Annotated in this window: 24 protein-coding genes; 10 read left to right on the forward strand and 14 right to left on the reverse strand. The window is 61.3% G+C overall.

All coding sequences use genetic code 11. The features are described from left to right. Positions 1-81: 81 nt before the first annotated feature. From O3306_RS10815 to O3306_RS10835, 5 genes are all read right to left on the reverse strand, one after another. Positions 82-1,320, reverse strand: a complete 1,239-nt coding sequence (locus O3306_RS10815) for an aspartate kinase (protein WP_272006865.1) — start codon at positions 1,318-1,320, stop codon at positions 82-84. Positions 1,321-1,446: 126 nt separating this feature from the next. Then, positions 1,447-1,839 carry an ACT domain-containing protein gene (locus tag O3306_RS10820; protein ID WP_272006868.1) on the reverse strand — a complete coding sequence of 131 codons (393 nt, stop codon included), beginning with the start codon at positions 1,837-1,839 and terminating at the stop codon, positions 1,447-1,449. A gap of 78 nt (positions 1,840-1,917) precedes the next feature. Next, positions 1,918-2,562: an SDR family NAD(P)-dependent oxidoreductase gene (locus tag O3306_RS10825; RefSeq protein ID WP_272006871.1), complete on the reverse strand. Its 645-nt coding sequence runs from the start codon at positions 2,560-2,562 to the stop codon at positions 1,918-1,920. A gap of 57 nt (positions 2,563-2,619) precedes the next feature. Further along, on the reverse strand, positions 2,620-3,066 hold the full coding sequence (locus O3306_RS10830) for a DUF1178 family protein (RefSeq protein WP_272007070.1): 447 nt from the start codon (positions 3,064-3,066) through the stop codon (positions 2,620-2,622). Between the two features lie 66 nt (positions 3,067-3,132). Continuing rightward, complete coding sequence (locus tag O3306_RS10835) at positions 3,133-3,609, reverse strand: NUDIX hydrolase (RefSeq protein ID WP_272006873.1); 477 nt, start codon at positions 3,607-3,609, stop codon at positions 3,133-3,135. 148 nt (positions 3,610-3,757) lie between these two features. Here O3306_RS10835 and modA point away from each other — a divergent pair, with 148 nt between their 5' ends. Genes modA through modC form a run of 3 tightly spaced genes read left to right on the forward strand, consistent with a single transcriptional unit; the run spans position 3,758 to position 6,350 of the window. After that, positions 3,758-4,564 (forward strand): molybdate ABC transporter substrate-binding protein, encoded by an 807-nt coding sequence (gene modA, locus O3306_RS10840; RefSeq protein WP_272006877.1) that lies wholly within the window; start codon positions 3,758-3,760, stop codon positions 4,562-4,564. Next, complete coding sequence (modB, locus tag O3306_RS10845) at positions 4,561-5,253, forward strand: molybdate ABC transporter permease subunit (RefSeq protein ID WP_272006879.1); 693 nt, start codon at positions 4,561-4,563, stop codon at positions 5,251-5,253. The genes modA and modB overlap by 4 nt, the downstream gene beginning before the upstream one ends. Beyond that, a complete protein-coding gene (modC, locus tag O3306_RS10850) occupies positions 5,250-6,350 on the forward strand; it encodes a molybdenum ABC transporter ATP-binding protein (protein WP_272006882.1) in 1,101 nt (366 codons plus the stop codon). The genes modB and modC overlap by 4 nt, the downstream gene beginning before the upstream one ends. A 165-nt stretch (positions 6,351-6,515) precedes the next feature. On the opposite strand, the gene O3306_RS10855 is transcribed toward modC, so the two are convergent. The 5 genes from O3306_RS10855 to O3306_RS10875 form a co-directional block, all read right to left on the reverse strand. Next, positions 6,516-7,487: an ABC transporter ATP-binding protein gene (locus O3306_RS10855; protein WP_272006886.1), complete on the reverse strand. Its 972-nt coding sequence runs from the start codon at positions 7,485-7,487 to the stop codon at positions 6,516-6,518. Further along, positions 7,484-8,455, reverse strand: coding sequence for an ABC transporter ATP-binding protein (locus O3306_RS10860; RefSeq protein ID WP_272006889.1), 972 nt, complete (start codon positions 8,453-8,455; stop codon positions 7,484-7,486). The genes O3306_RS10855 and O3306_RS10860 overlap by 4 nt, the downstream gene beginning before the upstream one ends. Continuing rightward, positions 8,455-9,363, reverse strand: coding sequence for an ABC transporter permease (locus O3306_RS10865; protein ID WP_272006892.1), 909 nt, complete (start codon positions 9,361-9,363; stop codon positions 8,455-8,457). The genes O3306_RS10860 and O3306_RS10865 overlap by 1 nt, the downstream gene beginning before the upstream one ends. Continuing rightward, a complete protein-coding gene (locus O3306_RS10870; protein WP_272006894.1) occupies positions 9,360-10,346 on the reverse strand; it encodes an ABC transporter permease in 987 nt (328 codons plus the stop codon). The genes O3306_RS10865 and O3306_RS10870 overlap by 4 nt, the downstream gene beginning before the upstream one ends. Positions 10,347-10,459: 113 nt before the next feature. Beyond that, complete coding sequence (locus tag O3306_RS10875; protein WP_272006896.1) at positions 10,460-11,998, reverse strand: ABC transporter substrate-binding protein; 1,539 nt, start codon at positions 11,996-11,998, stop codon at positions 10,460-10,462. A 318-nt stretch (positions 11,999-12,316) separates the two neighbouring features. On the opposite strand from O3306_RS10875, the gene O3306_RS10880 reads away from it, so the two are divergent. From O3306_RS10880 to O3306_RS10905, 6 genes are all read left to right on the forward strand, one after another. Next, entirely contained in the window at positions 12,317-13,993 is a 1,677-nt protein-coding gene (locus O3306_RS10880) for an ABC transporter permease (protein WP_272006897.1), read from the forward strand. A gap of 912 nt (positions 13,994-14,905) precedes the next feature. Further along, positions 14,906-15,535 (forward strand): ATP-dependent Clp protease proteolytic subunit, encoded by a 630-nt coding sequence (locus tag O3306_RS10885; protein ID WP_272006899.1) that lies wholly within the window; start codon positions 14,906-14,908, stop codon positions 15,533-15,535. Positions 15,536-15,690: 155 nt separating this feature from the next. Beyond that, entirely contained in the window at positions 15,691-16,956 is a 1,266-nt protein-coding gene (gene clpX / locus O3306_RS10890; protein WP_272006901.1) for an ATP-dependent Clp protease ATP-binding subunit ClpX, read from the forward strand. A 132-nt stretch (positions 16,957-17,088) separates the two neighbouring features. Then, a complete protein-coding gene (locus O3306_RS10895) occupies positions 17,089-17,472 on the forward strand; it encodes an NADH:ubiquinone oxidoreductase subunit NDUFA12 (protein ID WP_272006902.1) in 384 nt (127 codons plus the stop codon). A gap of 120 nt (positions 17,473-17,592) precedes the next feature. After that, on the forward strand, positions 17,593-18,051 hold the full coding sequence (gene mlaD, locus O3306_RS10900) for an outer membrane lipid asymmetry maintenance protein MlaD (protein ID WP_272006904.1): 459 nt from the start codon (positions 17,593-17,595) through the stop codon (positions 18,049-18,051). Next, a complete protein-coding gene (locus tag O3306_RS10905; RefSeq protein ID WP_442969993.1) occupies positions 18,048-18,404 on the forward strand; it encodes a DUF2155 domain-containing protein in 357 nt (118 codons plus the stop codon). Before mlaD ends, O3306_RS10905 begins: the two co-directional genes overlap by 4 nt. Here O3306_RS10905 and aat read toward each other — a convergent pair. The 4 genes from aat to O3306_RS10925 form a co-directional block, all read right to left on the reverse strand. Continuing rightward, positions 18,368-19,033, reverse strand: a complete 666-nt coding sequence (gene aat, locus O3306_RS10910) for a leucyl/phenylalanyl-tRNA--protein transferase (RefSeq protein WP_272006906.1) — start codon at positions 19,031-19,033, stop codon at positions 18,368-18,370. The two genes, O3306_RS10905 and aat, sit on opposite strands and share 37 nt — an antisense overlap. A gap of 3 nt (positions 19,034-19,036) precedes the next feature. Continuing rightward, positions 19,037-20,386, reverse strand: coding sequence for an acetyl-CoA carboxylase biotin carboxylase subunit (gene accC, locus O3306_RS10915; protein WP_272006909.1), 1,350 nt, complete (start codon positions 20,384-20,386; stop codon positions 19,037-19,039). Positions 20,387-20,396: 10 nt separating this feature from the next. Continuing rightward, positions 20,397-20,900, reverse strand: coding sequence for an acetyl-CoA carboxylase biotin carboxyl carrier protein (accB, locus tag O3306_RS10920; protein WP_272006911.1), 504 nt, complete (start codon positions 20,898-20,900; stop codon positions 20,397-20,399). Positions 20,901-21,062: 162 nt separating this feature from the next. After that, a complete protein-coding gene (locus tag O3306_RS10925) occupies positions 21,063-21,599 on the reverse strand; it encodes a LuxR C-terminal-related transcriptional regulator (RefSeq protein WP_272007074.1) in 537 nt (178 codons plus the stop codon). Positions 21,600-21,693: 94 nt separating this feature from the next. Here O3306_RS10925 and O3306_RS10930 point away from each other — a divergent pair, with 94 nt between their 5' ends. Next, on the forward strand, positions 21,694-23,220 hold the full coding sequence (locus O3306_RS10930; protein WP_272006913.1) for an AMP-binding protein: 1,527 nt from the start codon (positions 21,694-21,696) through the stop codon (positions 23,218-23,220). Positions 23,221-23,231: the final 11 nt, after the last annotated feature.

Below are 23,231 nucleotides of genomic sequence, written 5' to 3' on the forward strand. Positions count from 1 at the left end.
CCCGGATGCGCCCCTTGGGACGGTCTGCCTGTGCGGTTTCACAGTGGCAAGACACCACGCACGATACACGCAGGGGTTGTGTCAGGCCACTTTGTCCAACTCGAACGCATCATGCAGTGCCTGAACGGCGAGTTCCATGTATTTTCTGTCGATCAGCACGGAAATCTTGATTTCGGACGTTGCAATGACCTTGATGTTCACTCCTTCATCGCTGAGCGTCTTGAACATCTGGGCTGCCACGCCCGATTGGCTGCGCATGCCGATGCCCACGGCTGACACCTTGGCCACGTTGGTATCAGCCACCAGATCGTGATAGTTGATCTCGCCCCGCTCGGCGGCTTCCTGCAACGCCTTTTCAGCGCGTGTGACCTGTTCGACGGGGCATGAGAACGTCATGTCCGTGCGGCCCTCTTCGGAAATGTTCTGGATGATCATGTCCACATTCACGCCCGCCTCGGACAGCGGGCCGAAAATCGCGGCGGCAATGCCCGGCCGATCGGCGACCGAGATGAGCGTCATCTTGGCCTCATCGCGGCTATAGGCGATGCCCGATACGATATTTGATTCCATGATTTCCTCCTCGGAGCAGACCAGCGTGCCTGCGTCATCTGATTGTTCTTCGAAACTGCTGACCACGCGCAGTTTCACATTGTAACGCATTGCCAGTTCCACCGAACGGGTTTGCAAGACCTTTGCCCCGAGGCTGGCCAGTTCCAGCATTTCCTCGAAGGCGATCTTGTCCAACTTGCGCGCTTTCGATGCGATGCGCGGGTCGGTCGTGTAAACGCCGTCCACGTCGGTGTAGATATCGCAGCGTTCCGCGTCAAAGGCCGCGGCAAAGGCGACGGCGGTCGTGTCGCTGCCGCCCCGGCCGAGCGTGGTGATGCGACCTTCGGGGCTGATGCCCTGGAACCCGGCGACCACGGCGACACGCATACCTTCGCCGAATTTGGCGTTGATGTTATCTGTCGGAATTTCTTCGATCCGTGCGGCGGAATGGGCCGAGGTCGTGCGCAGGGGGACCTGCCAGCCCTGCCAGCTGCGCGCGGGCACGTCCATTTCCTGCAGGGTGAGCGCCATGAGCCCCGCTGTCACGTTCTCGCCAGAGCTGACCACGGCATCGTATTCACGCGCGTCGAACAGCGGCGAGGTTTCGTTCACCCAGCCGACCAGCTCGTTGGTTTTGCCCGCCATGGCCGAAACGATGACGATCACATCATAGCCCTTGGCCACTTCAACGCCAACGCGCTTGGCGGCGCGGCGGATGCGGTCAAGGTTGGCGACAGAAGTGCCACCGAATTTCATCACGAGAACCGGCATAAGGGCGTCCTTGGTCTGGTAAGTCGCGCGCGGGTTTACGCCGCGTTCAGCTCAAGGGCAAGTGCCGCTGTCGTGGAACCCGGTAAATACGCATCTTCCGGACCAGATTTCGGCGGGGACGCAGCGTCAGCCCGTGAACGTCCGCAAGACGCGCATCGCATCGTCGGCGCGGTCTTCGGGAACGAACAGGTGGTCGTGAAAATAGCCCGCAACGGGATTGACCCCCATGCCGTGTTCGGCAAGTGCGGTGGCTATGCGCGCGATGAAACCGACCGCCTCCAATGCCGAATGCACGTTGAGTGTGATCATGCGCGAGGCGAACGTATAGGGCAGGGCGGCCGCTTCTGCCTCGGTGCGGGACAGGATCAGTGTCGTGCCTTCGGCTTCCTGAAAGGTCATCCGCGGAGTGATACCGGAGGGTACCCGGCGATCCTCGAGGGTGACGAACACATAAACCTCGGGGTCCATCACCGGGTCCATACTGGCAAGAAGCGTGTCCAGATCATGCGTGCCGGTCATTTCGATTCACTCCAACTAGGGTTATCTGTTTTGGCGCGTTTTGCCGCTTGTCCCGAGCCATATGCAGGATGATGGGCATCAAAAAACATGCGGTCGTCCGTCCCAATTCAGAAAAGCACCAGTCGTGGGCATGGCCAATTCGTCAAAGCGGGCGATCAACCCGCTCACAGATTCCTCGACATCGATACTTGCGCTGCCGCCGCCCATGTCCGTGCGGACCCAACCGGGGTGATAGATGCCGACGGCGATGCCGCGCGGGCGCAGGTCGGTGGCCAGGTTGCGGCCCAGATTCAGCGCTGCCGCCTTGGATGCACGGTAGATATAGCTGCCGCCCGGCGCGTCGTTCTGGCTGGCCATCTGGCTGGAGATGATCGCGATCCTGGGTTGTGCGCTGCGCTCGAGCGCGGGAAGCAATGCCCGGATCGTCAGGAAAACCCCGGTCACGTTGGCGGCGAAAGTCTCGGCCCAGAGCGCGGCATCATAGCCGCTTTCCAACGTATGACCCTTGTCCAGATAGACGCCTGCATTGCACACCAGAAGATCGACGGCACGATCCCCGAGCGACGCGGCAAAGGCCTCGTGTTGCGCCGGATCGGTCACGTCGAGCTTCGCCAGATCACCGCCCCGGCGCGACGTGCCGGTGACATCATCGCCCCGAGCGGCAAAGGCCGCAGCCATCCCTGCGCCAATGCCACGATTGGCGCCCGTGATTACCACATGCATGTCACTCTCCTGATGTCTGCCGGAAACGGCCCTCGCGCCGCGATGGGTCGCGACGGGTCAATTGGATTTGCGCCCGGGAAGAAACGGCAGCGGCGTGACCGGCACACCGTCCTCGATCAGCTTTCTCGCTTCTTCGGGCTTTGCCTCGCCATAGATGGAACGCTCGGGCGCGGTGCCGGCGTGGATATCGCGCGCCTCGCGGGCAAAGTCGCGCCCGACATATTCCGAGTTCTTCTCGATTTCCTTGCGCAGTCGCGCCAGCGCCTGTTCGGCCGGGCTTGCGGGCGTGCTCAACGCCCCTTCGCTCGGTTGAGCAGGTACGTCCCTGTCACGTTTGCGGGCTGCCTGAACCGTCGGGGCCATCATCGCCTTTTCCACATCCGCGCTGCCGCAGACTGCACAGGCGACCATGCCTGCTCCATCCAGTTTTTCGAATGTGGCAGCGGATTGAAACCAGCTGTCGAACTGGTGACCATCCGCACATTTCAGCGTGAACTTGATCATTTCAGAACCCATGATGCCATATTATGTAAATAGCCAAAACCTGAGCCAGTTCAAGTAGACCTTTGTTCAGTGTTTCAGCAGTCTGGGGTGGAAATTCAATATGATATGCGCCAATTCAGGCTCTGAGACCAGCGCCGCCGCCTTCTTTGGGCGTAGCCATTTTCGCTTGCGTTGGCTTGCCTCGGGGAAGCTGGCCACAAGCGATTTCACCCGCACCGCATAGACCATCGCGACGCATGGCACGCCGCGTTCCGGCCCGAGCATCTTGTGATAGGAATAGAGTCCCAGGCACCGTTCATGCACCTTGCCACGCACGCCGGCCTCTTCCCACGCCTCGGTCAGCGCAACCTGGGCCGGCGTTTCGCCGTCAATCGGCCAGCCCTTGGGAATGATCCAGCGTCCCGAACGCCGCGAGGTGATCAGCAGGATTTCAGGCTTTTCCTTGACCATGCGGAAACACAGGGCGGCGAACTGCGTTCGCACGTCGCTCTTGTGTGCATCCATCAATGCGATGGGAACCTGTTTTGTTTCCCGCACGTTCATTGCGCTCTTTGCTTTGTCATGCGGTTGCGTCTTATCTTTCATGCTCGGGTGGTAATATAAGCGGACGATGCGACCAATTGCCAGATTCATTTCCACCCATACCAGCGCCCCGCTGCGAAATTGCGGCAGCGCGTGGGCGCCTGAGCGAATGACGCGGCGATGGGCGGGCTTGCGTTGGCTGACCTTGCGCCCAATACTCAATGACATGATGCGGTTTTCCTCTCTTCCCGCAGTGCTTTGTGCGGTGCTTCTGATGTGCATGCCTGCGCGTGCCGAAGAACGCGTTCTCGTGTTCGCCGCTGCGTCGCTGCAAGGCGCGCTGCAGGAGGTGATTGCGGGTTATCCGGGCCATGCTGTGGCGTCTTATGGCGGGAGCGGCGCGATGGCGCGGCAGGTCGCTCTGGGCGCGCCTGCGGATGTCGTTTTGTTGGCCAACAGCGCCTGGATGGACTGGCTGCAGGAGAACGGGAACCTGCGCAGCGAGACGCGGCGCGATTTGCTCGGCAATACGTTGGTGCTGGTTGGACCGGTGAACAGCGCACCCCTGCCGGTGATCGACGCTCAGACGTTGATCGCGCGTCTTGCAGGGCAGAGGCTCGCGCTGGGTCAGACCGAAGCCGTGCCTGCCGGGATCTATGCCCGCGCCTGGATGGAGCGTGCCGGGCTGTGGGAGGCATTGCGCCCGCATCTGGCCGAAACCGAAAACGTGCGTGCCGCGCTCGCGCTGGTGGCGCTGGGCGAGGCCCCGCTGGGGGCGGTCTATGCCACCGATGCCGCCGCCGAACCGCGCGTCAAGATCCTATACTCTGTGCCACAGGAGGCTCATCCGCCGATCGTATATCCCGTGGCAGCGGTCACGGCACGCGGTGATGCCTTTGCGGCCTATCTGCACAGCCCCGAGGCGCAGCGGATATTCCGCGCCCATGGTTTCACGCTGCCCGGAGCGGGGGAATGATGCTGGAGCCGGCAGAATGGGCAGCGCTTGTTTTGTCGCTCAAGGTCTCGTTCGTGGCGATGCTGGTCAGCCTGCCGCTGGCGATTGCCATCGCCTGGCTGTTGGCGCGGCGTGAGTTCTGGGGCAAGACATTGCTGAGCACGCTGGTGCATCTGCCGCTGGTCCTGCCGCCGGTCGTGACCGGCTATCTTCTGTTGCTGACATTCGGGCGCACCGGTGCCGTCGGTGGTTTCCTCGAATCCACATTCGGCATCGTTCTGGCGTTCCGCTGGACCGGCGCCGCGCTGGCGGCGGCGATCATGGGGTTCCCGCTGACAGTTCGCGCGATCCGCCTGTCGATAGAGGCGGTGGACCCACGGCTGGAGGCGGCAGCGGCGACGCTGGGCGCTGGTCGCCTGGGGATATTCGCGCGGGTCACGCTGCCGCTGATCGCGCCCGGTGTTCTGGCGGGGGCGGTGTTGGGCTTTGCCAAGGCGATGGGAGAGTTCGGTGCCACGATCACTTTCGTCGCCAACATCCCCGGCCAGACGCAGACGCTGCCTTCGGCGATTTATGCGTTCCTGCAGGTGCCGGGGGGCGAGGCGGGGGCGATCCGCCTGGTGCTGTTGTCGCTGGTGGTGGCGGTCGGCGCTGTGCTGATCTCTGAAGGGTTGGCGCGGCGCGTGGCGCGCGGGATTGGCCAGAGATGAGCCTGCGCGTAAAGATACACCACAAATTCAGTGGTTTCACGCTGGATGCCGCGTTCGAGACCGGCCCCGGGGTGACGGCCATTTTCGGGGCGTCAGGGGCGGGCAAGACCAGTATCGCGAATGCCGTGGCAGGGCTCTTTGCGCCTGCGCGCGGCATGGTGGAGCTGGAAGGGCGGTGTCTCTACGATGCTGCCGCCCGCGTGAACGTTCCGCCGCATAAACGACGGATCGGAACGGTTTTTCAGGATGGGCGGCTGTTTCCGCATCTCAGCGTGGCGGGCAATCTTGATTTCGGCACGCGCTATGTCCCGCGCGGGCGAACGGGGCCTGACCGGGATCAGGTCATCGCCCTGATGGATATCGGCGGGTTGCTACAGCGGCGGCCCTTGCATCTGTCGGGCGGGGAGAAACAGCGCGTCGCATTGGCGCGAGCGCTCTTGATGGCGCCCGAATTGCTGATCATGGATGAGCCGCTGGCGGCGCTTGACGGTCCGCGCAAGGACGAGATCCTGCCGTACCTGGAGCGGCTCGCGGGAGGCGCCAATGTGCCCATCCTCTATGTCAGCCATTCGGTTGGTGAAATCGCGCGGCTGGCCGATCAGATCGTCGTGCTGCGCGCCGGGCGCGTTGCCCGCTCTGGCACGGTGGGTGACGTTCTGAGTGATCCCGAATTGGTGCCGATGATGGGGGTGCGCGAGGCAGGCTCGGTGCTGCACGCGCAGGTGCTGGGGCATGATGCCGACGGGCTGAGCCGTCTTGCGGTCAGCGGTGGTGCGCTGCTGATCCCCGGGGTGCAGGCGGAACCGGGAAAACACATACGTCTCAGGGTCTTGGCGCAGGATGTTCTGCTGTCACTTGATATGCCAAAGGGGCTGTCGTCGCGCAATATCCTGCCGGTCGTGGTGGAGATGCTGCACCGGGGCGACGGGCCCGGCATGGCGGTTTCTCTGCGATTGGGAGAGGATCGGTTACTGGCGCGGATCACGGCGCGCGCGGCGGAAGAAATGGGGCTGCGGCCCGGCTTGGCATGCCATGCGATCCTGAAAGCAACGGCGGTCCCTCGCGGTGATATCGGTGGTGGGCGGAACGCCGGTTAAGTTGCTGAAGAAGTTTGGAAATGCTGCATGGTTTTGGTGCGGTTTACTCGATCGCAACGCGACGGCCTAGTACAGGGCACTTGCGAGATCGTTTCAAGAGTAGCGTAATTGGCGCGGGTTATCCCCAGAAATCCGGCGTTAACCTTTCATCTTTCAACTTTAGCCCTATTCCGCGAAATGGCAGGCCGCTTGCGTTGTACTGCCGGGTATCACGCGCAGTTTGGGGCGCTCTGACCGGCAGCGATCAGCGGCGATCGAGCAGCGCGGCGCGAAGGGACAGCCGGGGGGCGGATTCACCGGATCGGGCAATTCACCGGGTTGGCGCGGGCGCTCGAAAGAGCCGCCTTCGAGCTTTGGGATCGCATCCAGCAAGAGCTGCGTATAGGGATGCTTGGGGTCTTCAAAGATCGTTTCGGCATCGGCCAGTTCCATCACCTGACCCAGATACATGACCGCCACACGGGTGCCGAAATGTTTCACCACGCTGAGATCGTGGGTGATGAACAGATAGGTGAGGCCACGTTGGGCCTGAAGATCGGTCAGCAGGTTCAGGATCTGCGCCTGGATCGAGACATCGAGCGCCGAGATCGGCTCGTCCGCGACGATGAAAGCGGGGTTCGTGACCAGCGCGCGTGCGATGGCGATCCGCTGGCGCTGCCCACCGGAAAACTCGTGCGGCAACCGGCGCTGCCAGGACGGATCGCAGCCCGTCGCGGCCAGCACATCCTCGACCTGAGCGCGCACCTCGGTCTCGGTCTTTTCGGGCATCAGGTGACGGATCGGTTCTGCCAGCGTCTCGAACACATTGCGGCGCGGGTTGAGCGAGGCGTAGGGGTTCTGGAACACCATCTGCATGTCGCGGCGGATGGGCTTACGTTCCGCCTCGTCCATCTGGTCGATGCGTTTGCCGTTGAAATAGACCTCGCCGGCCGAGGGCGTGTTCAGCCCCATGATCGCGCGGCCCAGCGTGGTCTTGCCACAGCCGCTCTCGCCGACGACGCAGAACGTTTCGCCGGGCATGATCTTGATGCTGACTCCCGACAGCGCATGCAGCACGGGCTTTTCACGGCTCAGAAAGTGTGTCGGCAGCGCAAAGCGCATCTCGAGTCCGCGGGTTTCGACGATTGCGTCGCTCATATGCTGGCCTCCGCGTTCTCATTCAGCGGGTGAAAACAGGCCACGCCGTTCTCCAGCGGCGGCATCGCAGCGCGGCAGCCGTCATCCGCGCGGGCACAGCGTGGGTGGTAGGGGCAGCCCGAAGGCAGCGCCGTGATGGGCGGCATCGAGCCGGGGATCTGGTAGAGTTTCGAGCCGCGCTGCGCGTTCTGGGGCAGGGCCTTTAGCAGACCGGCGGCATAAGGATGTTTCGGCGCCGCGATGATGTCGCGCGTGCGTCCTGTCTCGACGCATTTCCCGGCATACATGATCATCAGTCTTTCGGTGACTTCGGCCACGACACCTAGATCGTGGGTGATCAGGATCAGGGCCAGATCATTATCACGGCAAAGCTTGAGGATCAGCGCTATGATCTCGGCTTGGATCGTCACATCGAGCGCTGTCGTTGGTTCGTCTGCGATGATGATTTCGGGATCGGTCAGCAGGGCGATGGCAATGACAACACGCTGGCGCAACCCGCCGCTGAGTTCGTGGGGATAGGCATCCATGCGGCTTTCGGCCGAGGGGATGGCCACGAGTTTGAGTTTGTCCACGCAGCGCTGATGCGCTTCGCGGGTGCTGATCCGTTGGTGCGCCTTCAGCGTTTCGATCATCTGCGTGCCGATGGTAAGCACAGGGTTCAACGTTACCATCGGGTCTTGAAAAATCATCGAAATGCGATTGCCGCGTATCGTGCGAATTTTACGCTCGGACATATCAAGTAGGTTTTCGCCATGGAACTTGATAGTGCCTTGGCTGACGCGCCCCGGCTCTGCGATCAGGTTCAGGATCGCGAAGGCGAGCATGGATTTGCCTGCACCGGATTCGCCCACTATGCCGATCCGTTCGCCCTTCTCCAGCGTCAGATCGATGCCGCGCAGCGCCTCGACCTCGTCTTTCTTGCCGCGCGGAAAGGCGACTCGCAGATCATGTATCTCCAGCATTGCCATCAGTCATCTCCCCGGCGCAGTTTCGGGTTCAGCACATCACGTAGCCAGTCGCCCAGAAGGTTCAGCGCAAGGACCAGCGCGATCAGCACGAGGGCCGGATAGAGCGTGATCCAGTACTGGCCCGAGAAAATGAATTCGAACCCTGAGCGGATCAGCGACCCCAGCGAAGGACGGTCCACCGGCATGCCCAGACCAAGGAAGGACAGCGCTGCTTCCGTCATGATCGCCTCGGCCACCTGGATGGTCGAGATCACCAGAACCGGCGTCAGCGTGTTGGGCAGGATGTGCTTCCACATCACCTTGCGCGCGGGCAGGCCGATCACGCGGGCGGCGTCCACGTATTCCTTGTTCTTCTCGCCCAGCACCGAAGAGCGCACGGTCCGTGCGAATTTCGGCCATTCCGCGATGCCGATAATCAGGATCAGCATGATGATCGCATAGTCCGCGTAGACGTTGGCATCGAACGCCGCCTGAAACAGCGCCAGTGCGATGATGGCAATCATCAGTGTCGAGAGCGACATCTGGATATCCGCGAGCCGCATCAGAAAGGCGTCGATCCAGCCGCCCTTGTAACCCGCGATCAGGCCCAGCGTGACGCCCAATATCCCCTGCACGACCACGGCACCGATACCAATCAGCAACGATATGCCGGTGCCGTACATGATGGTGCTGAGCACGCCGCGCCCCTGCGCATCGGTGCCCAACAGGAACCGGTCGTCACCGCCCGGCATCCAGCTGGGGGGCATTTCGCTGTCCATGATATCGAGCTGCATCAGGTCATAGGGGTTTTGTGGTGCCAACAGAGGCGCAAAGACCGCCATCAGGACGAGGAGCAACAGCACGATGCCGGCGCCAATGGCGACGGGATCGGACAGGAACCGGTTGAGAAAACCGCGCCATGTGATCATGATTTGGCCCCCGGTAGTTTCACCATTGGATTGATCAGCGTGTAGACGAAATCGACGATGGTGTTGACGACGACAAAGATCAGCCCAACCACGATGATGTAGGCGATGATCAGCGGGGTATCGACCCGGTTCACCGCTTCGAGAAAGAGAAAGCCCATACCGGGCCACTGGAACACTGTCTCGGTCAGGATCGTGTAGGCGATCAGCGTGCCGATCATCAGCCCACCCACGGTCACGACCGGCAGCAATGTGTTTCGGAAAGCGTGCACATAGCGCACGCGCGCCGTGCTGAGGCCTTTGGCCTTGGCAAAGCGGACGTAGTCGGTGCCCATCGCCTCCATCATCTCGGCCCGGATCAAGCGGATGAAGAGCGGCAGCATGATCGAACTGAGCGCGATGGAGGGCAGCAGAAGATGCGCCAGCCCGTCGCGGGTGAGAAAGCCGGTTTCCCAGCCCCAGGGCATTTCGTAGGTCTCACCTCGTCCGAAGGCGGGCAACCATTGCAGTTCGACCCCGAAAATCCACACCAGAAAAATCGCCGTCAGGAAGACCGGGACCGATATGCCGATGATCGACCCGGTCATGATCGTCTTGGCGATCCATTTTTCGCGGTTGATGGCGCAGTAGATGCCGCCGGGGATCGACAGAGAGAGAAAGATGATGGTGGCTCCGAGCACCAGCTCGAACGTGGCGGGAAACTTGTCCATGATCACATCGAGCGCCGGGCGCTTGAAGAAGTAGGACGTCCCCAGATCGCCCTGCAGTGCGGCGCCCAGAAACCGGGCGTATTGCACGAAAAAGGGATCGTTGAGGCCAATCTCGTCGCGCAGGGCCTGACGCTCTGCTTCGGAAACGGACTGCCCCACAAGCTCGCGCAGGGGATCGCCGAGATTGCCCTGAATGGAAAACCCGATCAGCGAGATGACGAACATCACGATCACGGCCTGAAGTGCGCGGCGGATGAGGAATGCGATGATATGCATGGGGGCAAGGCTCTCTGGCGGTTGCTGGAGACGGTATCACGCGCCGGGTCAGGCCCCGGGCCGGGATAGGGAAGGCGGGCCGGATGTACCGGCCCGCCCGTATTGGCTGTCGCTTACTCGCTGATCACCAGATCACCGAGATAGGGGAAGTTCATCACGTTAAGAACGGGCTCGATGTCCACGCCTTTGCGCGCGGCCCATGCAAGGTCCTGCCAGTGCAGCGGCACGAAAGCGGCCTCGTCGTAGAGGATTTTTTCGATTTCCTGCAGGTCCTTGGCACGCTTCGCCTCGTCCGTCTCGGTGAGCGATGCAACGGTCATCGCGTCCACTGTCGCGTTCGAGTAACCGCCCGAGTTGTACTGACCACGACCGGTTTCGGTGTCCGGCGTCATGTTGAGGAATTCAAAGAAGTTGGCCGAATCCTCGGTGTCCGAATGCCAGCCGATCATCATGATGTCCGCTGCGCGTTCGTCGTATTTGGGCCAGTATTGCGCCTTGGGCATCGTGGTCAGGTCGATCTTGACGTTGATCTTGGCCAGCATTGCCGCCGCCGCTTCACAGATTTTGAAATCGTTCACGTAGCGGTTGTTGGGGCACATCATCGTTGCCGAGAACCCGTCGGGGAAGCTCGACTCGGCCATCAGCGCCTGCGCCTTGGCAAGATCGAAGCGCGGCTTGAGATCCGGGTTATGCCCCAGGTAACCTGCGGGCGAATTCTGTGCCGCAGTGGTGCCGAAGCCCTTCATGATCTTGTCGACGATGCCCTGGTTGTTGATGGCATGCACGATCGCCTGGCGTACCTTCATGTCGGCCAGCGCCGGGTTGCGGTTACCGTTGAGTTGCAGCGTGATGATGCGCGTGCCGCTCATGGTGACAAGGTTGGTATTGGGGTCGTTCTTGATCCGCTCCAGATCGGTCGGCGGCACCGGTGCGATGAAATCGACGTCACCGGCCAGAAGGGCGGCAACGCGGGTCGGCGCTTCCTTGATCGGCGTCAGTACCGCGGTCTGCACGTTGCCGGGGCTGTTCGTGTCCCAGTAGTCCGGGTTGCGCTCGAATACGACCTTCACACCCTGCTCGCGCGAGGAGATGGTGAAGGGGCCGGTGCCCGAGATCGTCTTGGAAGCGAAACTGTCGCCGTGCTTGACGATTTCAGCGCCACCCTCTTCGTAGAACTTGCTGTCCATCGGAAAGACGTAGGTGGCGGTGTGCAGCATCAGCGGGCTCGGGCCGTCGGTTTTGACCTCGATGGTGTAATCGTCCACCGCGGTGACCGAAGTCCAGCCGGCAAAGATGCCCTTGAAATCCGGAGAGGCTTTCAGGCGGTCGATGGTCCAGACTACATCGGCGGAGGTCATCGCGTTGCCCGAATGGAACTTCACGCCTTCGCGCAGTTTGAAGCGCATCGTGGTGTCGTCCACGCGTTCCCAGCCTTCGGCAAGGCGACCGTCAAAGCCGAGATCCTTGTTCCAGCGCACCAGCGGGTCAAAGACCATGTGGCTGAGTTGAAGCGTGCCGCCCGAAAGCTGCTCATGCGGGTCAAGCGAAACCGGGTCGGCGTCGTAGGCGAAATTCAGCGTCTGCGCTGACGCAAGGCCCGTAGCACCCAGCAGAATCGCGGTGGCTGTGGCAATGTGTCGTAGTGTTTTCATGAGGTATCTCCCTGATTTACGCGGCACTTTCGCGCACCGTCGGCGCGCGATGGCTCGTGCACGAGCGTACGGTAGCCACGAACGCGGGTTGGTGTAAAGGTCAGCTTCCGCAAGGTCAGTGTGGCTGCTCGCGCTAAATGGCAAGATGGCCACGCGGCGCATACCGAATTCTCGTGGCTCCGGAAAGCCACTCGCTCGGCGGAGTCCGTAGATATTGACCCTCGGGCGGCGGCGGAATACTGATCAAATCTGTCAGAAATGGCGCGCCGGTTTTACCGTGGCGCACCGGAGAGCAGAGACCGGGAAAGGATCGCAGCAATGACGGAACGGTTGATCTACCGGCTGGCCTGGGTCGTTGCCGCGCTCTGCGTTGCGCCGATCATCGCGGCGACCATTGCGGCCCTGTCGGGGGATCTGCAGACGTGGCGCGATATCCTGGCTTCGGTCCTGCCGCGCTACACTTGGGTTACGCTGGTTCTGGTGACCATCGTCGGCAGTGGTGCGGCGGTGATCGGGACCGGCACGGCTTGGCTGGTCACGGTCTACCGCTTTCCTGGCGTGCGCTGGCTGGAGATCGCGCTGGCATTGCCGCTGGCCTTTCCGGCCTATGTGTTGGCTTATGCCTATACGTCGCTGCTGGACCACCCGGGCCCGGTGCAGACGCTGTTGCGCGACGTCACTGGCTGGGGGCCGCGCGACTATTGGTTCCCGGAAATACGCAGCATCGGTGGGGCCGCGATGATGCTGGTCATCGTGTTCTACCCTTATGTCTATCTGCTGGCACGGGCGTCGTTCCGGCAGCAAAGCTCGAACGCGTTCCTGGTGGCGCGCACGCTGGGGCGCACGCCCGGTGCCGCGTTCTGGCGGGTGGCGTTGCCGATGGCGCGGCCCGCGATCGTGGGCGGGACGCTTTTGGTGATCATGGAGACGATCGCCGATTACGGCACGGTCGCCTTCTTCAACGTGCAGACCTTTGCGACCGGCATTTACCAGGCGTGGTTTTCGCTGGGCGATCGCGCGGCGGCGGCACAATTGTCGCTGTGCCTGCTCAGCTTTGCGCTGTTGCTGGCCGGGCTGGAGCGCGCGCAGCGCGGGCGGGTACGTACCGCGGGCCGGGGCGGTGCGCGGTTCGAGGCGCTGGCCAAGCCTCGATTGACCGGCGTTCGTGCCTGGGGCGCAAGCGCGCTCTGCCTGGTGCCGGTGCTGCTGGGATTCGTGATCCCTGTCATCATGCTGGGGATGATGGCTATCGGATCGGGGCAGAGCCTGCTCGACCCGCGTTATCTGTCGCTGATGTCGAACTCGGTGTTGCTGGCTGGCGTGGCGTCGGTGCTGACCGTTGTGGGCGCGATCCTGATCGGGTTCCGCGCGCGCACCAGACCGGGCCGCACCTCGCGTGGGCTGCTGATCGGGGCGGGCCTGGGCTATGCGGTGCCGGGCGGCGTGATCGCGGTGGGGCTGATGGTGCCGCTGGCGGCATTGGACAACCTGATCGACAGTGTGATGGAGGCGCAGTTCGGCATCGATACCGGGTTGTTGATCACCGGGTCGATCTGGCTGATGGTGATGGCTTACATGGCGCGGTTCATGGCCGCTGCGCTCAACGCCTATGACAGCGGCATGGCGACCGTTCCCCGGCACTACGATGCCATCGCGCAGTCATTGGGGCAGGGCGCGCCAAAACTGTTGTGGCGTGTGCATCTGCCGGTGGCACGCACGTCGGTGCTGACCGCGCTGTTGATCGTTTTTGTCGATGTTATGAAGGAATTGCCCGCGACGCTGATCCTGCATCCGTTCAATTTCCAGACACTTGCCGTACAGGCGCACCGGTTGGCCTCGGACGAGCGGTTGGCCGAAGCGGCCGTGCCGTCGCTGGCGCTGGTCGCGTTCGGACTGGTGCCGGTGGTGCTGTTGTGCCGTACCATTGGCCGCGAAAGCGCCGAGCCAGGTCGCGGCGCCGGGAAGCAGCGGCAAGGCGCTTTGCCTTTGCACTGAGCGCGCCCCGGTCGCGCAAGGGGCTCGGACTGTATCGACGTGGATTCCGGGTGCGGATATGATTACAAACAAGAAATGAAGAATTTTAGGTTCTCGAAACTGGTTATCTTCCTGTTGGCTGGATTGAGCCTGTCGTCTCCTGCGCTGTCGCAGGAAGCCAGTGAGCGCCTGTGCGCAGCATCGCTGTCGGACCTATCTTGGGTGCTTCATGATGAGGGGCAGTATCCTCGGTTGAATTCCGATCGCTCTGGCAAGGCATTGCATGGATTGCAGTGTCGTGAAGTCGAAATAATTGCCTGGTTCCGGGCAAACGCTTGGACGTACCGGAAATCTGTTTCTCCTAGCGGCGAGGTATTCGGCCACGGGGCGCGAAGTTACCGGGCCGATCGAAGTCTGGTATTTTGCCTCCCGCGCCGGTTTCCATTTCGGTGGCTCACAAATGGATGCATTGCGCAGGCCAGCGTCTCGTTGTTCGACGGGCAGATCACTCAATTGACCGCAGGGCCAGCGATCTAGGCATATCAGGCGGGCGGTTGCAAATGCCACGCGAAAGCCTTTTTTACAAACTAGAGCAGGTATTGGTCCGGCCGGTTTCAGATCGCAAACAATCGCAGTGGGGCGTATCGCTGTCCCGATGATACCGGCAGCCTTGCCGCTCCCGAAGGAAATTTCGCCCCGCACGCTCCGATCAATTGCGAATCCGTCCGCGCCTACGAGCCCAAGGTGGTCGCCTTTCTCGATTGGGTTTTCTGAGCACGCGATGCGTGAATATCTGCCGCAAGAGGCGCGCCAGCACGTCGCGTAATAGGGGCAAAACGTTTCGCCTCCCCTTGCAGCGCCTTGGGCGCGCTACTAAGACTCCATTAGGACTTGATCCGGTAAGGATCGGACACATTCAGCAGGCAGGCAGATATGACAGACCCAATGGACACCTACATGAACACCCTCGTGCCGATGGTGGTCGAACAGACCAGCCGTGGCGAGCGAGCCTATGACATCTTCTCGCGGCTCCTGAAGGAGCGGATCATTTTCCTCAGCGGTCCGGTGCATGACGGTATGTCCAGCCTGATCGTGGCGCAGCTTTTGCACCTGGAGGCGGAAAACCCCAGCAAAGAAATCAGCATGTATATCAACAGCCCCGGTGGCGTCGTCACCAGCGGTTTGTCGATCTACGACACGATGCAGTATATCCGGCCAAAGGTGTCGACGCTGGTGATCGGGCAGGCGGCCTCGATGGGATCGCTCTTGCTGACAGCGGGCGCGCCGGGCATGCGCTTTTCGCTGCCCAACAGCCGCATCATGGTGCACCAGCCCTCGGGCGGGTATCAGGGGCAGGCGACGGATATCATGATCCACGCCGAAGAAACGCTGAAATTGAAGAAGCGCCTCAACGAGATCTACGTCAAACATACCGGCCAGACCCTGAAAAAGGTCGAGGAGGCGCTGGAGCGCGATAATTTCATGTCACCGGAAGACGCGAAGTCTTGGGGTCTGATCGATGAAATCGTCGAGAGCCGGGCCAAGCCGGATGGCGAAGATTGATACATCACCTAGGCGATTCGCCGGGTCGCCCATTTTACGATTGTGACTGCTGGGTGCCTGTCCTAAGCTGGTCGCGAACAATGCCGTCTTGCTCCGGCGACCGGCCCGCAAAGGGTCGATCCATACGGGGCGGCGCAGCGTCCGAAAGGTAGATTATGTCGAATAGTTCTGGCAGCGACAGCAAGAACACCCTCTATTGCAGCTTCTGCGGCAAGAGCCAGCACGAAGTACGCAAACTGATCGCGGGCCCGACTGTGTTCATCTGCGACGAGTGTGTTGAACTTTGCATGGACATCATTCGCGAAGAAACGCGCAGCGCGGGCCTGAAATCCTCCGACGGCGTGCCAGCGCCTCGCGATATCTGCGATGTGCTGGATGACTACGTGATCGGTCAGGCGATGGCCAAGCGCGTGCTTTCTGTCGCGGTTCACAACCACTACAAACGCCTCGACCACTCCGGCAAGGGCGGCGATATCGAGCTGCAGAAATCCAACATCCTGCTGATCGGCCCAACGGGCTGCGGCAAGACGCTGTTGGCCCAGACGCTGGCGCGAATCCTTGATGTACCGTTTACCATGGCTGACGCCACGACACTGACCGAGGCCGGTTATGTTGGTGAGGATGTCGAGAACATCATCCTCAAACTGCTGCAATCGTCCGAGTACAACGTGGAACGCGCGCAGCGCGGCATCGTCTATATCGACGAGGTCGACAAGATCACGCGCAAATCCGAAAATCCCTCGATCACCCGCGACGTGTCGGGCGAGGGCGTGCAGCAAGCGCTGCTCAAGCTGATGGAAGGCACCGTGGCTGCGGTGCCACCGCAGGGCGGGCGCAAGCATCCGCAGCAGGAATTCTTGCAGGTCGACACGACCAACATCCTGTTCATCTGTGGCGGTGCGTTCGCCGGTCTGGACAAGATCATCTCGGCGCGCGGAAAAGGCAGTGCGATGGGCTTTGGCGCCGATGTGCGCGACAAGGACGACCGTGGTGTCGGCGAAGTGTTCAAGGACCTCGAGCCCGAAGATCTGTTGAAATTCGGGCTTATCCCTGAATTTGTCGGCCGTCTGCCGGTGATCGCGACGCTTGAGGATCTGGACGAGGATGCTCTGGTCACGATCCTGACCCAGCCCAAGAACGCGCTGGTCAAGCAGTACCAGCGTCTGTTCGAACTGGAAGATGCGCAGCTCAGCTTTACCGACGATGCTCTTACGGCCATCGCCAAGCGCGCGATTCAGCGCAAGACAGGCGCACGCGGTTTGCGTTCGATCCTCGAAGATATCCTGCTGAATACGATGTTCGAGCTGCCCAGCATGGACAACGTCGAAGAGGTCGTGGTCAATGAAGAGGCGGTGAATTCCGACGCGGCGCCGCTGATGATCTTTGCGGATGCCAAGAAGGAAGAAGCCAGCGCTGGCTAATGCGCGCTGCTGTTGCTCACAATAAGCCAAACAAGGCGCATCCGTACCGGATGCGCCTTTTCCTTTCGCCTCACCACTGGACCTTTGAGCGTGGATACGCCATATCTGAGGCAACGCATCCCGGAGGACCTTATGGGCATTCTCAACACGCTTCTGCGCTCTGTTACATGGTGGAATGGTCAGACGCTGAACACGCAATTATGGACCTGGCGCAACGGGACCAAAGTGGGTGAGGACGCGCAGGGCAACATCTATTACAGTACCAAGGATGGCAAGCGGCGCTGGGTGATCTTTAACGGCGAGGCCGAGGCGAGCCGCGTCAGCCCGGACTGGCATGGCTGGTTGCATCACACTTACAATGAGCCGCCAACGGACAAGCCGCTGCCGCACAAGCCTTGGGAAAAGCCGCATCAGGAAAACCTGACCGGTACCGCTCTGGCCTATGCGCCGGCCGGATCGATTCGCCGGACCCAGCCCAAAGCGCGCAGCGACTACGAGGCATGGCGCCCGGAATAATGCGGGTCGCATTCGATCCGGTCGACAGAGTCGAGGCGAGGCACCTGCAGGACTGACGGGGCGCCGACCTGATCAGCTTCCTGCATTCAGGAATTAGCGCAAAGGGCTTTAGACAGTCAGATGTCCGAAAACAAAACCGAGATCATTGTGGGCGGCGCCGTTCTGGCCGTCGCTATCGGGTTCCTGACCTATGCGGGCCAGATCACCGGCTTTTCCACCGGGCAGGAGGAATACGAGCTTTCAGCCAGCTTCCGGTCGGCGGACGGTGTTTCCGTGGGCACCGATGTGCGGCTTGCGGGGGTCAAGGTCGGTCGTGTGACGGCGTTGGAACTGGACCCCGCCACGTATCGGGCGAGCGCGGCCTTTACCGTGCGTTCCGGTATAGAGGTGCCAGACGACAGCGCCATCGCGATCTCGTCAGAGGGGCTGCTGGGCGGTAATTACGTGGAAATTCTGCCGGGTGGTTCACCGTTTTTTTTCGCCCCCGGTGATCAGGTCGAATTCACTCAAGGGTCCGTGAGCCTGGTATCGCTGCTGATGAAGTTCGTCGCAGGCGACGCGGAAGAAGCCCCCGAATGAAGGCGTTTGTCCTATTGTTCGCAATGGCGCTGCCCGGAATGGGCACTGCGCAGGAGGTCGGAATCGGCACCGGCGCCGTGTTGCGCGGGTTGGAAAAAGTGTCGGGCGACATAGAGGATTTCAACCTCAGGAACGGCGAGCACGCGACATTTGGCCGACTTACCATCGAGCTAGCACAATGCCGCTATCCGGCGGGCGATCCGGCGGGAGATGCCTTTGCCTATATCACGATCCTTGAGGAAAACGAGGAAACGCCGCGCTTTGCAGGCTGGATGATTGCGTCATCGCCCGCGCTCAACGCGCTGGACCATCCGCGCTACGATGTCTGGGTCATGCGCTGCACGACCGACTGATGCGTTTCGCAGAGCGACACGTGATTGATGTCGGCGCGCTTTCGCAGCGCCTCTTCAAGGCGCTTTCGATATTCTGAACGGCTGATCTCGACCGCACCCAGCGTGGCCAGATGCGGGGTGATGAACTGCGTGTCAAATAGAGTGAAACCGCAGCGCACCAGATGATCAACAAGATGTGCCAGCGCCAGTTTTGACGCGTCTCGCTGGCGCGAGAACATGCTTTCACCAAAGAACGCGGCCCCCAGTGTCACGCCGTAGACCCCGCCGATCAGCGTATCATCTGACCAGATTTCGAGCGAATGGGCGTGGCCCAGATTGTACAGCGCAAGGTATTGGTTTCGAATCTCGGTGCTGATCCAGGTGTCTTTGCGGTCGGCGCAGGCGTCGATCACATCCGTAAAGGCAGCGTTCAGTGTGACCTGGTACTGCGCCCGGCGCATCCGCTTCGCCAGTGAGCGAGAGATGTGGAACCCATCCAGCGGGAGCACACCACGCCTGCGTGGATCGACCCAGTATATTTCCGGGTCGTTGCGGTGTTCGGACATCGGGAACACGCCCGCCGCATAGGCATTGAGCAACAGTTGCGGTGACAGGGAGAATTCCGCATCGCTGTCGTCAGGCTCTGCCACGTCCTACCCCCGCAGGTTCGTCTCCAGCCACTTTTCCAGCCAGTGGATGTTGTAGTCTCCGGACTGGATATCAGGCTCTTGCAGCAATGCGTGAAAGAGCGGCACCGTGGTGTCAACGCCGTCGATGATCAATTCCCCCAAGGCACGACCCAGACGGGCCAGCGCCGCAGGGCGGTCGGGTCCGTGCACGATCAGCTTGCCGATCAGGGAATCGTAGTAGGGGGGGATCGAGTAGCCATCATAGAGCGCACTGTCCATCCGCACACCCAGACCGCCGGGCGCGTGAAACTGCGTGATCTTGCCGGGGCGCGGCGAAAATTCGGGCAGCTTCTCGGCCGTGATCCGGACTTCAATGGCGTGGCCGTTGATCTTCAGATCATCCTGAGTGAACGACATCGGCAGACCTTCGGCAACGCGAATCTGTTCGCGTACCAGATCGACGCCGAAAATGGCTTCGGTCACGGGATGTTCAACCTGAAGGCGGGTGTTCATCTCGATGAAGTAGAACTCGTCGTTCTCGTAGAGAAATTCGATCGTTCCGGCACCGATATAGTTGATCGCCGCGATCGCATCGGCGCAGGTCTTGCCGATCTTTGCGCGCGCTTCTTCGGTGATGGTCGGGCCGGGAGCCTCTTCAAACACTTTCTGGTGCCGCCGCTGGAGAGAGCAGTCCCGTTCGCCCAGATGCACGGCGCGGCCCTTGCCGTCGCCAAAGACCTGAATTTCGATATGCCGGGGCGTGCCGAGGTATTTCTCGATATACACCTCGTCATTGCCGAAATTCACTTTGCCCTCGGCGCGCGCGGTCTGAAATGCGCGCTCCATCTCGGCGGCGGAATTGGCGACCTTCATGCCCTTGCCACCGCCACCGGCAGTGGCCTTGATGATGACCGGATAGCCGATCTCTTCACCGATGCGTTTGGCCTCGTCGAGATTGTGCACGCCACCTTCAGAGCCGGGCACGCAAGGCACGCCGAGCTTTTTCATCGTGTCCTTGGCGCTGATCTTGTCACCCATGACACGGATGTGCTCGGCGGTGGGGCCGATGAAGGTCAGGCCGTGATCTTCGACAATCTGCACGAAATTGGCATTCTCGGACAGAAACCCATAACCGGGATGGATCGCCTGTGCGCCGCTGATTTCGCAGGCGGCGATGATCGAGGGGATCGACAGGTAGCTGTCGGTGCTCGGTGGCGGGCCGATGCAGACGCTTTCGTCGGCCATGCGCACATGCATCGAATCGGCATCGGCGGTGGAGTGCACCGCGACCGTCTGAATGCCCATTTCACGTGCGGCACGGATCACCCTAAGGGCGATCTCTCCGCGGTTGGCTACCAGGATTTTATCGAACATTATCAGCGCCCTATTCGACGATCATCAGAGGAGCGCCATATTCGACCGCAGCGCCATCCTCGACGAGGATACGCTTGACCGTGCCGCTACGCGGCGCCGGGATATGGTTCATGGTCTTCATCGCCTCGATGATCAGCAGTGTGTCGCCTTCGGCCACCTTGTCACCGACACTGACAAAGGACGGCGCGCCGGGTTCGGCCTGGGTGTAGACAGTGCCGACCATGGGCGAGGTCACGGCACCGGGGTGGCTGGCAGGATCTTCGCCGGGGGCAGAAGCATCCGCGCCCGGTGCAGCACCGGCTGGTGCAGAAACTGCGGCGGCAGGCGCGGCATAGCCCTGCGGTGCGGCGATCATCTGTGGGGCCACTTCCTTGCGGCGGCTGACGCGCACATTCAGGCTGTCATCTTCGCCGTAGTCACGTTTGACCTGTAATTCAGTCAGCTCGTTGTCATTCAGGATTTCGGCCAGCGCCTTGATAAAGGCGACATCGTCATCATGGGTTTTATTTGACATCAGGTTCCTCGACCGGTTGCTGCCCTTGTTGGGCCGCGTTTGTTTTTTCACGCTTATATGGCATCGCGCGGGCTTAGAAAAGCGGGCTTCTCAGGCTCAAGGTGGGGTATGTCAAACCAAAAGACCAGCGGACAGGGGAATTTTACTGTTACCGCCGCAGGGTCATAGTGGCATCCCACTGAGTTTGGCCACAAGTTCGGCCAGTTTTCGGGCCTGGAACTTCTCCAGCAGGCGCGCGCGGTAGACTTCGATCGTGCGATAACTCAAGCCCAGCTCCAGCCCGATTTCCTTTGATGTCATGCCCCGGCAGGTCAGGATGGCAACCTCGCGCTCGCGCTGGGTCAGGCTGACCAGCGGTCGGTCGTCCGACAGGTCGGCAAAGCTCCAGACGCCGCAGCGAAACGGATCGTCGGGTGTGACGGACTGACCCCGCACCCGGCACCAAAAGAGCGTACCACAGCTACGTTTCATCACCCGCTCGTCCGCGTAACGGCCGGTTTCCTGCATCGCCCGCAGCCCGCGCTCCCCGATACGGCGGTAGTCCTCGATGGAGGGGTAGAAATTGGCCAGGGGCACCCCGGCAAGATCTCCGGTCGCGCCGCCGAAAATTTCTGCAAACTGACGGTTGCAATGGCGGATGATGCGCCGCTCCAGCACCGCAAGCCCGACGGGGGCATGATCAAAGGCCAGATCGCTGATTTCCATGCGCGCGACTATGCGCGCGTATTTCTACTAATTGCAATGTCGTGGGCAGGGTGGTCTCATCGGCGCGTGGATCAGAAGGGAGCGAGCGATGAACATCGCGCTATGGCTGAGGCGGATGGCACAGGTACGCGGGGCGTCACCGGCACTCTTTCACGGGGTTGAACAGATCGCGGATTATGCGGCCTTCGATCGCCGTGCCGGGCAGATGGCCCGTTGGCTGGGAGACGCCGGTGTGCGACCCGGCGACCGGGTGGCGCTCTGGTTCAAGAATCACCCGGATTACCTGATCCTGCTTTACGGCATCTGGTATGCGGGCGCGGTCGCCGTACCGATCAATGCCAAGCTGCACCCGCGAGAGGCGGCGTGGATCATCGACAATTCGGGGGCTGCTGTCACTGTAACCTCGGCGGAAATGGTGCCAGCGCTGACCGGGATCGGCACGCAGGGCCGCATCGTCGCGCAGAATGACGCTACCCTTGCGGCGGCGTCGGAACTGGATCCGGTCGTGGCCCCGGTGACTCGGGCACCGGATGATCTGGCATGGTTGTTCTACACATCCGGTACAACCGGACGCCCCAAAGGGGTGATGATCACCCATCAGATGCTCAGCGTCATGGCGCTTAGCTATCTTGCCGATGTGGATGCGGTCGCACCTGAGCATGCTGCAATCTATGCCGCGCCGATGAGCCACGGTGCGGGGCTCTACGCGGTGCAGCACGTGCTCATGGGCGCGCGACATGTCGTGCCTGCTTCGGGTGGTTTCGAGGCCGGTGAAATCTTCGATTTGGCGGCGCATTTCGGTCTGGCGCATCTCTTTGCTGCGCCAACAATGGTGAAGCGTCTGACCGTCCATGCCCGGACGACGGGGTGCAGCGGGACCGGCCTGCGCAGTGTCGTCTATGCGGGTGGGCCAATGTATCTGGCCGACATCATCGAGGCGGTAGAGACCTTCGGCCCGATCTTCTTGCAAGTCTACGGGCAGGGCGAATGCCCGATGAGCATCACCGCACTGAGCCGTGCCGACGTGGCTGATCGCAGCCATCCGCGTTGGCGGGCGCGCCTGGGGTCGGTGGGTCGCGCGCAAAGCCTGTGCGAGGTTCGTATCGGTGGCCCAGACGGTGCGCCACTGCCCGCGGGGGAGATCGGCGAAATCATGGTGCGTGGGCCGAACGTGATGCCTGGCTACTGGCAAAACGAATCGGCCACGGCGAAGACGATCAGGGATGGCTGGCTGATGACCGGTGATGTCGGACATATGGATGAAGACGGCTACCTCACGCTTCAGGACCGGTCTCGGGATGTGATCATCTCGGGCGGGTCGAACATCTATCCCCGCGAGGTCGAGGAGGTGCTGCTGCTGCATGAGGACGTAAGCGAAGCGTCGGTGGTTGGTCGCCCTGATCCCGAATGGGGCGAAGACGTGGTTGCATTTATCGTGCCGCGCGAAGGCTCTACGCCAGAACCAGAGGCGCTGGGCGCGCATTGCCTGGAGCATATTGCGCGTTTCAAACGGCCAAAGGCATATGTGATTCTGACCGAGTTGCCGAAGAACAATTATGGCAAGGTCCTGAAAACCGATCTGCGCAAGATGCTGGAGCGCACCGCGAGCGGTTGAGATTTTTGGCG

The sequence above is a fragment of the Roseovarius sp. ZX-A-9 genome (assembly GCF_028369135.1).
Lineage (GTDB): Bacteria > Pseudomonadota > Alphaproteobacteria > Rhodobacterales > Rhodobacteraceae > Roseovarius.